Source organism: Tunturibacter empetritectus (assembly GCF_040358985.1).
GTDB classification, from domain to species: Bacteria; Acidobacteriota; Terriglobia; order Terriglobales; family Acidobacteriaceae; genus Edaphobacter; species Edaphobacter empetritectus.
This window is the reverse complement of the sequence record NZ_CP132932.1, coordinates 4,607,901-4,624,080: the sequence shown is the minus strand read 5'-3', so window position 1 is coordinate 4,624,080 and position 16,180 is coordinate 4,607,901. Positions and strand designations below refer to the sequence as shown.

Annotated in this window: 10 protein-coding genes; 4 read left to right on the top strand and 6 right to left on the bottom strand. The window is 57.1% G+C overall.

All coding sequences use genetic code 11. The annotated features are described in order from the left end of the window. Window positions 1–73: 73 nt before the first annotated feature. The 6 genes from RBB75_RS19380 to RBB75_RS19355 form a co-directional block, all read right to left on the bottom strand. Complete coding sequence (locus tag RBB75_RS19380; RefSeq protein WP_353069015.1) at window positions 74–1,258, bottom strand: Gfo/Idh/MocA family oxidoreductase; 1,185 nt, start codon at window positions 1,256–1,258, stop codon at window positions 74–76. Window positions 1,259–1,277: 19 nt separating this feature from the next. Continuing rightward, window positions 1,278–2,225 (bottom strand): carbon-nitrogen hydrolase family protein, encoded by a 948-nt coding sequence (locus tag RBB75_RS19375; RefSeq protein ID WP_353069014.1) that lies wholly within the window; start codon window positions 2,223–2,225, stop codon window positions 1,278–1,280. Window positions 2,226–2,313: 88 nt separating this feature from the next. Beyond that, a complete protein-coding gene (locus RBB75_RS19370) occupies window positions 2,314–3,366 on the bottom strand; it encodes a dihydrodipicolinate synthase family protein (protein WP_179638253.1) in 1,053 nt (350 codons plus the stop codon). Beyond that, window positions 3,366–4,355: an NAD-dependent epimerase/dehydratase family protein gene (locus RBB75_RS19365; protein ID WP_257030942.1), complete on the bottom strand. Its 990-nt coding sequence runs from the start codon at window positions 4,353–4,355 to the stop codon at window positions 3,366–3,368. The genes RBB75_RS19370 and RBB75_RS19365 overlap by 1 nt, the downstream gene beginning before the upstream one ends. 190 nt (window positions 4,356–4,545) lie before the next feature. Continuing rightward, window positions 4,546–6,354 carry a glycoside hydrolase family 9 protein gene (locus RBB75_RS19360; RefSeq protein WP_353069013.1) on the bottom strand — a complete coding sequence of 603 codons (1,809 nt, stop codon included), beginning with the start codon at window positions 6,352–6,354 and terminating at the stop codon, window positions 4,546–4,548. A gap of 8 nt (window positions 6,355–6,362) precedes the next feature. Further along, window positions 6,363–7,199 carry an IclR family transcriptional regulator gene (locus RBB75_RS19355; RefSeq protein WP_179638250.1) on the bottom strand — a complete coding sequence of 279 codons (837 nt, stop codon included), beginning with the start codon at window positions 7,197–7,199 and terminating at the stop codon, window positions 6,363–6,365. Window positions 7,200–7,355: 156 nt separating this feature from the next. On the opposite strand from RBB75_RS19355, the gene RBB75_RS19350 reads away from it, so the two are divergent. From RBB75_RS19350 to RBB75_RS19335, 4 genes are all read left to right on the top strand, one after another. Then, complete coding sequence (locus RBB75_RS19350; RefSeq protein WP_353069012.1) at window positions 7,356–10,700, top strand: TonB-dependent receptor; 3,345 nt, start codon at window positions 7,356–7,358, stop codon at window positions 10,698–10,700. A gap of 234 nt (window positions 10,701–10,934) precedes the next feature. Then, the gene (locus RBB75_RS19345; RefSeq protein WP_353069011.1) at window positions 10,935–13,649 is read left to right on the top strand and encodes a hypothetical protein; all 2,715 of its coding nucleotides are present in this window, start codon (window positions 10,935–10,937) and stop codon (window positions 13,647–13,649) included. After that, window positions 13,646–14,740: a Gfo/Idh/MocA family protein gene (locus RBB75_RS19340; RefSeq protein WP_353069010.1), complete on the top strand. Its 1,095-nt coding sequence runs from the start codon at window positions 13,646–13,648 to the stop codon at window positions 14,738–14,740. Before RBB75_RS19345 ends, RBB75_RS19340 begins: the two co-directional genes overlap by 4 nt. Window positions 14,741–14,789: 49 nt before the next feature. After that, entirely contained in the window at window positions 14,790–16,175 is a 1,386-nt protein-coding gene (locus RBB75_RS19335; protein WP_179638246.1) for an MFS transporter, read from the top strand. Window positions 16,176–16,180 lie beyond the last annotated feature (5 nt).

Here is a 16,180-nt window from a genome sequence, read left to right as displayed (position 1 = left end):
AAGTTGCTCAATTCGGTTCCGACATCGAAAGAGGCCGCTTCGGCACGAAAAGGCAGTGTCGTTGAATGCGCCTTCACAACCCAACTTCTGCAAGCGCAACAGGTCTCCTTTCGCGTGCCGACTGGATAGCAGCAAACGCAACACGAGTCGCTAGCACGGCCGCGTCGACGCCGCAGACTTCGGGGCCAATGCCCAGTATCTGATCGACGAACCGCTCCAGCGCGTGGGCATGTCCCTTGTCGGGTTCAGCCGTGAACTGAAGGACAGGATCGTTATGCGTGGTTGCTTCTTCGCACGCGGCACGCTTCTTGGCGAGCCAACCTGGGACGCCTCCCTCTACACCGATCTGCGGATGACGGTCGTGCACCATGGGGTAGGTTGTTCTTGCTGCCGCGCCTCCGATTCCAACTGTGCGCACTTCCAGCATGTGATCGACGGCAAGATAGGCGCCATTCCCCAGGAACTCATACAGCTCTTTGCAATAGCCCATGGTGCCGTTGTTGCCGAGTACGATCGTTGCCAGCGCGCCACTCTGATAGCGGACGATGACGGCCAGGTTGAGCATTCCCGTTGCGACAGCGGTTACCTCCACGGGCTCTTCCGCAAGGAACCAGTTGCAGACGTCGGTGAAGTGCGTCATCTCGAAGAGCATGGGGCCGTGAGGTGCCTGGGACTTGTCGAAGACCCAACCCTTCCAGCTGTACCAGTCGTCGTTGATGCGTACGGAAACGGATGGAACCCCGTCGTCGGGAAGAGCTGGAAGATGGTCGCCTGCGCGCCGCCAGCGCCAGGGGCATGGTTGCGGATGGGTCATGTGCTGGCGAAAAATTTGTTGCGCATCGAGCATTGCGGGACTGGCGCGGCGATTGTGGCCTACGCAAAACGGTATGCCCGCACTGGTCACCACGCGCTGAATCTCGCGCATTTCTTCGAGGGTTGCCGCCAGCGGCTTCTCGACGTAGACAGCCTTGCCGGCCTTCGCGGCGAGAGCGATCACGGGTAGCCGAAGCTTCTCCGTGGTTGCGAGGCAGATCATGTCAACCTCAGGATCGTTGATCGCTCCTTCGAAGTCTTTGCGGATATGCAGCGCACCAAAGACGTCCTGGCACTCAGCAAGGACTGCGTCATCGAGATCGACGCAGGTATGTAAAACCATTCTTGGAGATTGAACAATGTTAGGGATATGTTGCGCACGAGCGACGGAGCCACAACCGATGACTGCAACGTTCAGAGGCCGATTTTCAGCGAGGGGTTTCACGATAAGTGTGCGTGTTCCTTCAAAGAGTGTTTTTGGCAGAGGAGCGTGTAGTGACTTCAGGGTCAAGTTGAGCGAAGTAGTCTCGGCGCGAGACAAGACCAAACTCTCGCATAATTTCGCCGATGGAAAGGTCGACTGAGCGCGACTCTACAAAGAAAAGGCAGTTGGACTGTTCGAAACGAACGCGGACTTTGGGACCGTAATGCCGCTGCAGAGCCTGGATCTTTTCGCCATTGAAGTCCGCGAAGAGGCTTACCGCATTGAAGTTGATGCACGCCTGCTGCAGCGGCGTACCAAAGCCGGCGCGCAACGTCTCCGAACGTAAGCCGCCCGCCGCGAGTTCCTTGCCATCACGATCAAGGATGCGACTCCAAGGAGAGTAGGCAAGCACGAACGGAACGCCATACAGAACTGCGCAAGAATCGAGGAACGCTCCGGCCGGTGTCATGCTTGGGATGACAAAAAGATCCGCTCCAGCCTCCATTTGCGGATCGAAGACGCTGTGGGGGAAGTAGACATCAATGCAGATGCCTCCGCCCAACGTGAGACCCTCCCAACGAAGCGGCGTGTTGCTTGCGGGTTGAACTCCGGCAAGGCGCTCGCCCGTGGCGGGAACCTGCTTTTGATAGAAACCGACCTCAGCTCCGTCACGTGAGAGCAAATAAAATCGGTTGGCAAGAGTTGTCCCATCGCGCACGAGCAGTGGAAGCACAAGCGATATCCGATGTTTGGCCGCGCCTTCGCGGAGCATGGCTGTCTCACTTCGCCAGTCATCCAGAGCGGAATGTTCAAGGGGAGCGTCGCGTGCCGATTGATGCAGCAGGTTGATCGTCTCAGGCAGGACGGCGAGGTCCGCGCCCTGTAGGGAGGCGGCTTCAACCCAGTGGGCCGCCTCGCGAAGCACTGCCTGCAAATCCGCGAAGCAGTGGTCCCTGAGCGCGATTGTTGCAATCGTCTTCTCGTTCATGGCACCTGCTCGGCCTGCCGGTTGCAATCGCGCTCGCGGTGCGATTGGAAGTTATTAACGACAGGATCTGCGAGATGATCCCGAATGGCTAGGACAACCAACGGTCCAGATGCTCTGCGACGAATTGGTCGTCATTCAACAAAGGATACGCTGCATAGACTCGATCGATCTCCTCCAACTGCCCCGGCGAGAGCGACTCGTGGGGATCAAGACAAACGCGGTTGCCGAGGAGCCCCTGTCTGCGCAAAACTTCATGAATGCCAGGGATGCAGCCGCGGAACTCATGTCGGGCATCGAAGATGGCGGCGTTAGCGTCGGTGATCTCGGCACCTCGTGCCAGCACAGTGTCGAGCCGCGCGCGGTTGCGCTTCACTTCCTGAACAGTCTGCAGCAGTTCGACGGCTCGGCTTGTCCACACTGCCCATTGGCCCAGCAAGCCTCCGACGAAGTGGGCCGTGCGATCGCCAAAGCGAAATTCGGTAAGGAGGTCGGCAACAATGTTGTCATCGTTCCCTGTGTAGAGGGCGATCTCGTCTCCACGGCCGCTATGTGCGACGGTGCGCAAAACCTCCATCGTTTGATACCGGTCGAAGGAGGCCACCTTGATGGCGACGACGGATTCGATCTCTACAAATTTTTCCCAGAACGCAGCATTCAGCGGACGGCCGCCAACAGCCGGCTGTAAGTAGAAGCCGATGATTGGCGCATTGTCGCCGACAGCGCGGCAATGCTCAATTAGTTCCGCATTGGAGGCATCGGCGAGAGCGGCTAAGCTCAGCAGGCCGCCATCGTAACCAAGTTTGCGGATCGTGGCAGCTTCAGCGCATGCCTGGCGCGTGTCGCCACAGATCCCGCCAATCTTGGCGAGCCGTTTAGCGGTGCGATGTTCAAAGGCGCGCACTTCCTCCATTGCAAGTTCGAGCACCGGTTCGAAGAGTCCGACATTGCTGTCCCGAATCCCAAACTGCGTCGTGTGAACCCCAACGGCTACGCCACCGCTGCCTGCATCGCAGTAATAACGAGTCAGCGCCCTCTGGCGTCGCTCATCGAGACGCAGATCCTCTGTCAGCGCCAAGGGGTGTGCGGGGATCACTAGACCCTGCTGCAGGAGAGAGCGAAATTCGTGGGTGCTATCCGACATCAGAACTTTCCATCCGTAACTTGAAACTTGGTTGCTTTATTCAAAGTCGTGCCCCCGGACTCCACCCACGTAGCGACCGCCTCCATGAGCTGATCCGCTGTCACTTCGGGATATCCAAGTGCTGCATGACAGGCGCTTGCGTTGTTGAGCAGCGCGGTCCCCGACGACTCGCCGTTGAAGATCGCCTCGCGATCGAAGCGCTTTGCGAAGAACTCCGCCGCTCGACGAACCTGGATCGTTTCAGGTCCGGTCACGTTGAGACTGCGTGCCGGGGATGTACAAAGCTCCAGCGAACGCATTGCGTAGGAGTTCGCATCGCCCTGCCAAAGCACATTCACCGCGGGCACAGAGAGATTCACCGGTCTCCCAGCGTAGACCTGCTGCGCTATATCGACCAGCACGCCGTATCGCAGATCGATTGCATAATTAAGCCGGAAGAGGAGATAAGGCGTTTGATAATGTTTGGAGTAATACTCGAAGACACGCTCGCGGCCAAGACACGACTGAGCGTATTCCCCTCGCGGTGCCGGTGCATCGGTTTCCACGCAGCCGCCTTGCTCCGGCGTGACGAATGGATAAACGTTTCCGGTAGAGAATGCGACGATGCGCGAATCGCGGTATTGCTCGGCCACGTGGGCAGGAACGATGGTGTTCATGGCCCATGTAAGATCCGGATCACCAGCGGAGCCGAACTTTCGGCCAGCCAGAAACAGCACATTCGGCACGCGCGGAAGTGCTTGAACTTTAGCGCTGTCAAGAAAGTCGCAGCTAACGGTCTCGACGCCCGCATCGCGAAGTTCCGCGACGGCGCTGGCAGACTCGAAGCGTGAGGCAGCCAGGACACGCGCGTTGCGGCCTGCTTCACGCAGGGCCAAGTGGAGACGCTTGGCGAGAGTGGGACCCATCTTTCCGCCAGCCCCCAAGACGATCGTGTCTCCCTCAAGCCGTTGAGCAAACGCGATGTCCGCGGCGTTCGGCTGTGTCAGCAATCGATCGAGTTCTTGCTCCGACCTAGGCGATATCATCGACAGGGGATACTCCACATGAGGTTTTGGGACGGAATTCTCTCACCTCTGCGTTTGTTGAGATGTGGTTGATAGTTTCGAAATGCGAACACCGTGTTTGAATAACGGATAAAGAGTATTAGGCGGCTGTCCGCCTGTCAAGCACTCCGGAGCGTCAACCGCGCAGCCACACCGCTGCCTGCGCCGCTTGTTGATAGGGCACGCTCCAGTATTCAAGCGTATTCCACTCGATGGCCGTTGATTCTTCCAGGTAGGGTGTATCATCCGGCCGTCCGACGAAGCCGACGAACATGGCTTCCGGCAATTGGGGTATGCGGAACGAATATCCTACAGGTTGACGATAGCCAATTCCCGTGAAGAGTGAACGGTTGCACGTGTTGTGTCCGAAGCACCAGTGCAGCAGTCGTTCAGCGGCAGGACGCCATTGTGGTCGGTCGAGCAGCGCGGCGCCGCGCGCCAGCAGGTGAGCGTGCGCCATTAACACGGAACTGGTTCCGTGCACGATGCCCTGCGCGTTGAATGGGTGCATGAACGTGCGGACCCCATAACCCGCTCCGGCATTGCGAAAGAGCTGACGTTTGGGATGTGGAGGATTAGGGTAGACGCCGTACGGAGTCAGCGAAAACGGATTGCTGGTGCTGTCGGCAAGCAGATAGCGTTCCACGTAGTCAATCACAGCTGTACGTGCCTGCTTGGCGAGCGCGTCAGAATCAAATCTTGAACGCAGCTCCCAGAGCCGCAGCAGTGCGAAGACCGGCTCGGCGGCGAAGGCGATCGACCGGAAAGCATCTTTGGCTGTTTCCTCTTCGAGGAAGAAGCCGGCAAGTCCGTCCTTGTGCCGCACCTGACGGTCGAGCAGCCGCTGCGCAACCGCGAGTAGTGGGCCAGCATCATCATCAGCTTCGGGAAGAATCCGCATCTCCAGCCGAGCACGCAACTCGGCTGCGAGGAACAAGGTGCGTCCATCGTGTCCGCGCCGTGTGCCGTAGTTGGCGGCGCGCTTTGCCATGGCGGCGCACTCGCGTGCTTCGTTAGCTGAAAGATGCAGCGCCGCCCGCGCCTGCATCTGCACGAAGCTCCATTGCACAAGCGGGTTGTAGGTCGTGCGGACCGTGCGCTCATCGCCCGAGAGTGCGATGTTGTCGGTCCATCGGTTATCGCTGGCATCGCCAAAGCAGCCCGGATGATTCTCAAACCACCAATCGTGTTCGTAACTGAGCTTGCTTCCTGCAGGAGCGCGTCCCCCTGCTACATCCTCGTAGACCTGTCCAGAAGCTGCGATCATGCGATGAAAGAAACGATTGCCCCAGCGTAGCTCCTCCAGCAGCGCGTCCGAGGCATAGCCCTCCTCCTGAAGATCTTCTTCGCAGTGTTCGCGGATGCTCAAGAGAGCTTCGATGTGCGGCAGCGTGAAAGCAAGCCATTTGCGGAAATCTCCTGCATCGTGCCAGCCGCCGGCCGCATCATGCGGTGATCCATCAACATCCAGAATGCCGTCATCGAGATGACATGCGGCATGTACGCCAAAGACGGCGCAGCCGCATCGCTGTGCCTTCAGGAACGCGAGATAGCCAAGGATGATGCGATCGTACAAGCGCTCGCGAATAGCAAACGGTGGAGAGATCTGACTATCAGTTTCAATCTGGTAGCTGCCTGGCGTGGTGAAGTTGCTGAAATCTGCCTGCCAGAACCTCCCCCAGCGAGTGTTTGTGCGACGCAGTTCACCTTTGTAGAACACAGCACTGGAGGGAACTGGCCCGAGGTGTCCCTTCATCAGGTCATAAGGTGCAGGGAAGCGCTCGGAAAAGCCTGCAGGTTGCGGAGTCTTGCTAGGCAGACGAAGACAGTTCTGGCGAAGAAAAAAAGGCAGCGTATCAGGGAGATCCTCGGCGCCTTCTGCAAGCAGCGTGAGAGTCTTTGGGCCGTTGGGCAGGTAGCCGAGATGACTTAAACTGAGTTGCATTCTCACTACTATGCATGATTGAAGGCCGATCTTGTTATCGGCGGCGGCGGTCTACGGCTATGTCCTATGCTCTGTCCAGCTCCCGCGTGGCCAAGCTGTAGCGACGCTTTACGCGCAGCTTCCTTGACCAGGGCTGAGATCGCTACCTCACTTTCCGGAGAAAATTCATCCAGCGGAAGCGTGAGGCTGATAGCGGCAGCCGGACTGTTTTCCTGTCCACCCACTCCTGCGGCGAGCACCCAGTAGCCTGGCAAAAGCTCCTCCACGTTGCGCGCGTAGCGAATCTTCCTTACCTGCGTAATCTCCTGTTTCATCTTTACGATCGAGGTGATGGTGCTGCTGGTGTATTTTTCCGCGCTCTTCGCCATGATGCGCTCGACGTCTTCCTGCGACATGCCCGCCAGAAATATCTTTCCGGAAGCAGTGGCATTGAGCGGCCGGCGCAGGCCCACATCCGCGAAGGCATGAGGCGCACCGGAGTACCCGACGGAATGGATGAACAGCACGTAGTCCTGGTCCAGCACGCCAAGTTGCACCGTGCCCGGCACTTGGCGAGCGAGGTCCTGCATGGGAAAAAACGCGGCCCGGTAGATAGGGGAATGACGGAGATATCCGGAGCCAACCCATAGCGCATGGCTGCTGAGCATATATCGCCGGGTCACTGGCTCCTGGACGATGAGATTTGCTTCGATGAGAGTAGTGCAGAGTCGATGCGCGGAGGCTTTTGGAATTTCAAGTTTCGCAGCCAGGTCGGTGAACGACAGTTCAAACGGTTCCTCGGCTAGCAATTCCAAAACTTTGAGGCAACGCAGCGTGGAGCTCATGGCCGTAGATGCCTTCTTCATATAAGCAACACTCTCACGATAGGGCTTGACAGCGCAACGCAAGTTCGATTAAGTTGATCCGCATTACAAACATTTGTTTCGTAATGCGGAACAATACTGCATTTCGAGTAAGTAGGCCCCGGTTTCGCAATCATCGATAGGGAGGTCTAGAAAACCATGAACACTTCGCATTCGCGTTTGGTGAAGAGGCACTCAGGCGTTCGGGCGTTGATCGTTTTTATCCTGGCAGTCTGTTGTTCCGGGTTTTCTGCGCTTGCGCAGGAAGTGACCGCGACCATCACTGGCATTGTCACTGATCCCACTGGTCGGATTGTGGCGAATGCCGACATCAAGGCTCAGGATCTGGACCGGGGCACGATTTGGCCGACCCGTACCAACGGATCCGGTTTTTACACCATTACACGGCTTCCAGTCGGGCGCTACGAGGTCCGCGTAATCTCTCCCGGCTTCAGGACGGCAATGGAGTCGCCGATTGAACTGCAGCTCAATCAAGTAGCGTCGGGGAACATCAAACTCGTCTTGGGTGCAGCCAACGAGACGGTGCAGGTAACGAGTGAGGCGCCACTCTTGCAGACCGACACGACCGATGTCGGCACGGTCATCGACGCGCGCACCAACGTCAGCTTGCCGCTGGCCAGCCGCAACTATCTGCAGCTCACGCTTTTGACACCAGGTGCTGTGACTGTTCAGCCGACAGGATTTCAGAGTGGCCAAAATGCTGGACAGGTCGCTCGTCCGGAGATCAACGGAAACCGCTTCGATGCGAACAGCTACCTGCTCGACGGCATGGATAACAACGATGCAGGAAGTAATTACGTTGCATACTCCCCGCAGCCTGACGCAATTCAGGAGTTCCGCGTCCTGACGCAGAATGCTCCTGCCGACTTTGGCAACTACATGGGCGGTGTGATCAGCGCCTCGATCAAGGAAGGCACAAACTCCTTCCACGGCTCCGCCTTCGAGTTTTTCCGCAACGATGTGCTCAACGCGAACCAGTGGATGAATAAGCTAATCCCGGGTAGCATCATTCCCCGGCAGAAGCTGCGCTGGAACGAGTTTGGGGGCACAATCGGCGGCCCAATCTTGAAAGACAAGCTCTTCTTCTTTGCCGACTACCAGGGTGAGCGGTTTGACTTTCCCAGGACAACGTCCACCATCACTGTATTTACTGCAAAGGAGCGTACTGGCGACGTCTCTGAACTGGTGGCGGCAGGCAAGACGATCGTCGATCCGCAAACCGGATTACCTTTCGCCGACAACGTCATTCCGCAACCTCGCCTCAGCCAGACAGCGCTGGCTATTGTCAATTCGCAGTATTACCCAACGCCGATCAACGGCTTGCTTCAGGCGAATGCGCACAACACGACTGCCGTCAAGACAGACAGTGACCAGGGGGATGGCCGTATCGATTACGCCGCAAGCGTCAAGGACCACTTCATGGGTCGCTTCTCGTACTCCGATTTGACGAACCCGACCGTAAACTCATTTGCCCTCGACTACAACCCATACAACCTGGTCTCGACGTGGAACTTCGTCACCGGCTACACGCGGACAATATCTCCAAACCTGCTGAACGATGCGCGTCTGGGCGTGAACTACGTCAGGGTTGGACAGAACCAAACCACATCAAACTTTTCAGGAGACGCGACCAGCTTGTTCAAGATTCCTGGTTTGACGACAAGCTTCCTTCCCGCTATGAGTTTTAGTGGGGGCTATGTGAGTAACTTTGGCACCAAGGAAAGCGTCACCGATAACTACGACACCTCGGTTCAATATTCGGACGTAGTGAACTGGGTGCGCGGGAAGCACAGCATGCGCTTCGGCTTCCAGGGATGGCGGATTCGTACCAATGGTTTATTCAATGGTAGTAATGGACAGGCCGGAAGCTTTGGCTTCAACACCACATACTCGGGTAGCCCCGAAACAGACTTCCTGCTCGGCTTGCCCACCAATGTTGGTGTTGGTAACTTGGGCGCGGAGTGGGGACAACGTAACAACGTCTTTGCCGGCTTCGTTCAAGACGACTGGAAGGTGACGGATCGGTTGACGTTCAATCTCGGTTTCCGTTACGAGACGCACACACCTTTTGTCGAAGCCAACGACAAAGAGGTCAACTGGGACCCGCAGACAGGTACCTTTGAGTTGCCCGGTCAGAACGGCAATAGCCGCGCACTCTACAACTCGTATAACGGCTACGGGAATTATCAGCCTCGCGTCGGCGTGGCTTACCAGTTGATGCCAAAGACCACGGTTCGTGCGTCTTACGGATTGTCGTCTTTCATGGAAGGCACGGGTCTGGGGCTGCGACTGCCGGGTAACCCACCGCAGCCGATTGCGGCCAGTGCCAATTACAGCGCCCTCGGCTACCCGACGACAACGCTGGACCAGGGCTTTACCCCGATCGCGGTTCCTGCTGGATGTACGATTGCCGGTTTGGAGAGCGCAGCCCCAAATTGTTACAAAGGCGCCATTATCTACTCGTGGGATAAGCACGTACAGCCGGCACACTCGAATCAGTGGAGTCTCTTCGTGCAGCACGAATTATCACCGTCGGCTATCGTTCAAGTGGGATATGTTGGGCAATCGACTACACACCTGACCAACGCGGAGCTGCTCACGCAGCTTGTGTGGGACTCGCCGGGTGTGGTCAGCCCATCACCATTCTTCGCACAAAACCGGCCTGTCATTAATCAATTGGCATATATCTTCGGCACTTTCGCGGCGGCACATCAAAACTACAACGCCTTACAGACACAGATGCAAGGACGGCTGAACCACGGCCTGTCATATCTGCTCAGCTACACGTGGTCTCGCTGCATGACCAATTCACAGGGATTCTGGGGAGAAGGCGGGCAATCTCAAGCGCCAAGCGCTTGGTGGCAGAACACCTACAATCCCTCGGGCGAGAACGGAGCTTGCTACTACAACGTTAAGGGGGTCTTCACAGGCTATGTGATCTACGACCTGCCCTTTGGCCGCGGAAGGCAATTCGGCACCAATATGAACAGAGCCGCCGATGCTGTGGTGGGTGGTTGGAAAGTGAACGTGATACCGACCTTCCGCGGCGGTTTCCCGCTAACGCTTAGCTCTAATAGCGACCACTCTGGCACCAACTCCTTTCAAAACCGGCCGGATTGCATAGCGTCCCCGCATGTACTGCATAAACAGACCATCGGAAACGGGTTCTATGGGTATCGGTGGTTTGATCCCGCTTCCTACCAGGAGCCTAAAGATGGTTACTTCGGCAACTGCAGTGTGAGTTCGGTCTATGGCCCAGGCGAGCAGAACATCGACGCAAGCATTGCCAAGACATTTTCTATCACTGACCATCAGAATATCGAGTTCCGCACCGAGTTCATCAATGCTTTCAACCACGTGATCCTCGACGCGCCGAACAACGGAGGCATCGACATTGCGAACCCGGATGGCGGCACAATAGGTCAGATCAAGACGTCAGAGGGAGCACGGAACATTCAATTCGCCCTGAAATATAACTTCTAACCCGGTCTTATACGCCGGCTGAAATAATCAGTTGTAATCACGCGGCGTCTGGCTATCGGGCGGCAGCACAAACCGAGGTCCGCCGCGTCTCTCTTTTGAATCCCACGGCTTTTCGTGGGGTAGACTTCCAGCGGCTTCGCTTACTCGCAAGTAGCCTTAGCCGATGCGTTCGACAGCCTCATCCAATATCCATGGCGTCTGTTTTCCGGGCCACTGGAGCGCCGGACGGAGAAGATGATAAACAGCGATCTCATCGCTTACTTCAAACCGATCGCCTCTCAGTTCAGCGGCGATGATAATGTCCAGCTGATCGATCTGACCGGTCGCGTGACCGACATCCAGGCGAACAAACATCGCCTTACCTTGCACCTCTCTCTTACAGCTGGCCTCTATCGCGGCGTCCTCTCCACTCTACCCGGCTCCTTCGACATGGCCACCGCGATGATCGATATGGTTCAGGTTCCCGATGGCAAGCGAGTGCCCGTAGGACCGTGGGATCTTGATCATCTTCACAACGTGATGGCCGTCCCGATGGTTCGCACCTACGTCAATGGCAGGCTCAAGGGTGGCCTATGGTTCTCGATGCCTGGCCCGCAGCAGATCGCCGAGGGTCGTCTCACGGCAGACTTCGGCTTCGAAGCGCAGGATGGCGTCAACGAACTCGTCCTTGAGCTGATCGAACGTGACCGCACGCGCATGGATTGGGGGAAGCTCGCGTACTTCGAACTGCGCGAAGATGATCGACACCCAGTCCCTCTAGAACCATCCGCGACAAGTCATCCAAGCATCTTCTTGCATGCCGATGACCTTGAGCAGCTCCGCGAACGCTGGCAAAATATCGCTGAATTTGAAGAGTTAAGGAATCAGCTGTCCATGGAAGAGCTTGTCTTCCTCACGGACAACAGCCAGGGAACACTTGAGCTAGCCTGCCTCTTCTACGCGCTCACAGGTCATGCGGCAATCGGCGCGCGCGCCAAAGATCGGATACTTAAGCTTGCGCATGCTCCGACTTGGAGCGGCCGCCCCGATCCACTGCTGATGGGCGGCGATAACGATCGCGGCATCAGCCTCCGGCTCTACCTCACCGCGCTGGGTTGGGACTATCTGCAACCCCTGCTCAACGATTCCGAACGTCACGCCATACTTGCAAAGGCAGAGGAGTACATCGGCAAGATGTACGACTTCACCCTGCTGCAACGCGGCTACATGGGCTGTCCAGCCATCGATCCGCACTCGCTCGGCGCATGGAACGGCACAGCCATCGCGTGCATGGCATTCTTCGCGGAGCTTGCGATCGCACGTCGCGCGTTGCCGCTCTTCCACGGTCTCTTCTGCGAAAGCCTTACGTTTTTTCCTGACAGCGGCAAGGCGGCCTGGGCAACATACTTTCCCTTCCACCTCGTGCTCTACCTCGCCGCGGCGCATACCTTCGCCGGAAAGAGGGAAGAGCTGGACACAAGTCCTTTCCTCGATCACCTCGGCGAGGCGCTTCTGGCCAGCTTCGAGGTGCCGAACAGCCAGGAACTCCAGCGTGGACTGAGGACCCGCGAGCATCGGTTTCTCACTGCGTTCCTCAGCCGTTTCCACCCCACGCAAGGAATCGATTCGATCTACCGCGCGTTTGTCGAAAGAGAAAAACGCGCCACTGGCAACGTGGTGCCGGGCATATTCGACGTACTCTATGCTCCGCAGTCTACCGGCCCCATCGCTTCCTTCCCGGATCGGCCGCTGTTTGCAAAAGATGCTGGCGATCTCATTGCTTCGGTTCGCGGAGAACACACGATAGCGGTGTCGGTGAGTGGCGGCCCCAAGGCGGGGCGCAAGGCTGTCTTCCACCTGATGCCGCAGAACCGCGAGTTCGCGCCGTCGATGGGAGCGCTGGAGATCACTGTCGACGGAACACCCGTAATCTGCAACATCAATATGGGGCTCTATGGTCTCAATAGCGCGTTGACCAACACGATGTGCCTTGAAGACGGTGGCGCGCTCACCAACGGTCAGTACCTGAACGGCGCCGTTCCGCCGGAGTGCGGTGGCGTCATTCGTCGCTGTCTCATCAGCGACCGCTTCATCTACGCGCACATCGTCATCACCGATGCGCTCGATCCGAGGCTCCACGTCCAACACGCCGACAGAGTGTTTGTGCTGGATCGAAAGACAGGGGCGATTGTTGTCTCGGATGCCTTCAAAGGCGAGCGCCCAATACGATTCGCCACGCATCTTCATTGCTCTGGATCGGTGACCGAATTTGGCGGCCAGCAGTATCGCCTCACCGGCGGCCAGGCAAACCTGATCGCAGGAATTAAGGGTGGCTGCAAGGGGTTCGATGATGCCGAACGAGGAGAGATCTTCGTACAGATTCTGGAGAGTCCCGACTCCGCCCGTGTCGTTGTGGATGAACCCCGCTGGGTCCCGGGATACATCTACGGACTGAACAACACGGGTCAGGAAGACATCAGCGAAGGACGCTTTCCACGCTATCGTCGCTGGCGCCTCGAAGTTGCTGAACCCGAGGTGCAGGGTCGGTTTCTACTAGCGCTCAGTCCGCGTTCTGGAGAGATCGAGTATGTTGACGGTGTTGTCCACCTGCCGCAAGGCGGTCACCTCCGGTTCGGCAATCCCAATATTGCGGCGCTTGGCCTCGAGTGCGACTGCGAGTGCCTGCTGTGGGATGAGGAAGCACGAAAAATTATGGCGCTCGGTCTCCTCCGGCTACGCCACGGTAGAAGTGAGCTTTCCTTCAACCTGCCCGTCGACGCGACCTACGACGCAGACGATGGCACGGGCACTCTCTACGCGCAGGGGACACTTGATCCCGAAAATACACTTGGTTTCCATCTCTCTCACTGGACGCATATTGGGGAAGAAGGTTGGAAGACGCTGAATACGCACCGCGCGTCCTTTAAGCAAGCGGCCGCTAACAATACGAGCACGGAGGTGGGAATATGAGTGCGGAAAAAGCAATCGAGGTGGCCATTCTCGGCTGTGGGCAAATGGGACAGAACATTTTACGTACGCTTCAAAACAGCCCAAGAGTCAGTGCCATCAAGGCGTTTGATCGAAACGCTGAGCGCATGAAAGAGTTGAAAACCACGTTTGGCGTGAAGTCTGCTCCAACACTTGACGACGTACTGCGGGATCCGGCGATCAAACTGGTCTTTGTCACCGCCTCCAACAATGCGCACCGAGAACTAACCGTGGCGGCACTCGAGGCAGGGATGGCCGTGATGTGCGAGAAGCCCATGGCGACCACCATTCCGGACGCGCAAGCCATGGTGGAAGCAGCCGAACGCACGAACGGGTTTCTTCAGATCGGCTTCGAGTTGCGCTACTCACATCTCTACACCACGGTGAAGGACTGGATCACTCGCGGCCTCCTTGGCCGTGTGCTCAATACGCAGTGCACCTACTGCTCAAGTGCCTGGGGACGTCACGATGTCTGGAGGGTTGCCTCCAAAACCAGCGGCGGCATGTTTGGGGAGAAGCTCAGTCACTATGTCGATCTCGTGCGTTGGTGGATCGGCGACGAGGTGGAGGAAGTGTACGCGACGTGCGCGCCTAACGTGATTCCGTACTATGAAGTCCACGACAACTATCACTGCAGTTACCGCTTCAAGAACGGCGCCATCAGTCACCTCACCTTCATGATGGGGCCCGCTGCCAGCTTCAAAGGGGACCCGCTGCAAAATGCAGTCTCGCAACAGGCTGGCGACGGCCATGTGCTGCGCTACATGATCTATGGGGAAAAGGGCGCTGCCGAGACGGATGTTTTTCAGCGAACGATTAAGCGCTGGGAGTTCGGCGAAGACGACTATGGTCAAACCAGCAAATGGATCCAGAACGAGACCTGGGATCCGGAGCATGACTTCGCCTACTTTCACAACACCCATGACCAGGCTCTCGACATCGTGCGTCGCGTTGCCGAGGGAGAGCGTCCCAGCATCAACCCGCGCGATGCGCTGGAAACAACAAAACTCTGTTTTGCCGCTGAGCTATCGGCTGCTGAAAAGCGTCCCGTCCGCTTGGATGAACTCAAATAAAAAATTAAACTCGAGCGACATGCGGTCGCGGCCCAGGTCGGAGGCAGGAATGATGCAGGACGAAGAGAGCGCGGAGACTGTGATACCCGCCATAGAAGGGGTTACACCGCCTTCTGCGACGAACAGCGCGCTCACAACCTTCTACGCTGACCGCAAGCGGATGTGGAGCAATGTCCTCTGGATTACCTTCGGCCAATTTGGCATGTCAGTCTCGATGACCATCGTCGAGCCGCTCATGAACCTGCGCCTCAAAGCGATCGGCGTCAGCGAATCGAGTGTTGGCCTGCTGACTTCGGCAAATTTATGGGCAGTCAGTTTTCTCGTCATGTACTTCTCCTGGAAGAGCGACCATAGCACCAGCCGATTAGGACGCCGCACACCCTATACGCTGCTGTCACTGCCGTTCATCGCTGTGGCGCTCGTGCTCTTTCCGTTGTCTACCCAAAAGTGGGTGCTCATCACGTTGATGCTCACGTACTTTTTCTTCAACGATATGAAAGCATCGACCTACCCGCTCCTCGCGATCGATTGTGTATCCAAGGAAGTTTTAGCGCGCGTCTCCGGCCTGGTTGCTATTACCGTCAGCATGGCCGGATTCCTCTCGACCCGTCTGGGAGCGAAGATGGCGGACGTCAATCCCAAAGGCGTCTTCTTCATCGCGGCAGCCGTCATGACCAGCATGACGCTAATAGCGCTGTGGCGTATCAAGGAGCCACCGGTCTACCACCCAGCCAAGAGCAGCTTCAATCTATTAGCACCTATCAAAATCGCGTGCCGCGACAAACGAATCCTCGTGCTTATCGTCGCCGTCGCGTTGCTCAATTCATTTCCCATGATCTTCAAGACCTGGGTGTGGTTCTACGCGAAGAGCAAGCTCGGTCTCACCATCGGTGACACCGGCGTCGCAATTTCCTGGGGACTGTTGTTGCAGGTTGCTTTCTCCTACCCTGCGGGTTGGCTCATCGATCGCTTCGGAAGCTACCTCGCGCTCTGTATCCAGTGGTTGATTATGCTGACACTCGTACTCAGCTCGATCCATGTCACTAACTCGCACGGCCTCGTTCTTCTCATGTCGTTGTACTTCCTCTTCCTTCCGTTGCAGGTAGCAGGAGACACGATTCTCTGGAGGACCATGGACAAAGCAGATACCGGCTCCTACACCTCGACAGTCGCGCTCGTGCGCAACTTCAGCACTGGCACTGTCATTGCTATCTCCGGCTTCCTGATTAAGTGGACCGGAAGTTACATCGTCGCATTCTGGTTCGGTTTCGGTCTGAGTTCCATTGCGTTGGTGGTCTTCTTTATCTATCGCAACATCATGCGCAACGGACGCTCTTCACCTGCTTCCATTGCGACAGGGAACAAGCCAGATGACATCAAGAAATCTGATTCGCGCTTTGGCGCGTCACCTAACCCGAGTGTCGCAGCCGTATGAGGTGC

Excerpts from the sequence above, each read along its gene's own strand:
- RBB75_RS19375 (WP_353069014.1), bottom strand. The coding sequence starts at position 2,225 with ATGAACGAGAAGACGATTGCAACAATCGCGCTCAGGGACCACTGCTTC.
- RBB75_RS19370 (WP_179638253.1), bottom strand. The coding sequence starts at position 3,366 with ATGTCGGATAGCACCCACGAATTTCGCTCTCTCCTGCAGCAGGGTCTA.
- RBB75_RS19360 (WP_353069013.1), bottom strand. The coding sequence starts at position 6,354 with ATGCAACTCAGTTTAAGTCATCTCGGCTACCTGCCCAACGGCCCAAAG.
- RBB75_RS19355 (WP_179638250.1), bottom strand. The coding sequence starts at position 7,199 with ATGAAGAAGGCATCTACGGCCATGAGCTCCACGCTGCGTTGCCTCAAA.
- RBB75_RS19350 (WP_353069012.1), top strand. The coding sequence starts at position 7,356 with ATGAACACTTCGCATTCGCGTTTGGTGAAGAGGCACTCAGGCGTTCGG.
- RBB75_RS19345 (WP_353069011.1), top strand. The coding sequence starts at position 10,935 with ATGATAAACAGCGATCTCATCGCTTACTTCAAACCGATCGCCTCTCAG.
- RBB75_RS19340 (WP_353069010.1), top strand. The coding sequence starts at position 13,646 with ATGAGTGCGGAAAAAGCAATCGAGGTGGCCATTCTCGGCTGTGGGCAA.
- RBB75_RS19335 (WP_179638246.1), top strand. The coding sequence starts at position 14,790 with ATGATGCAGGACGAAGAGAGCGCGGAGACTGTGATACCCGCCATAGAA.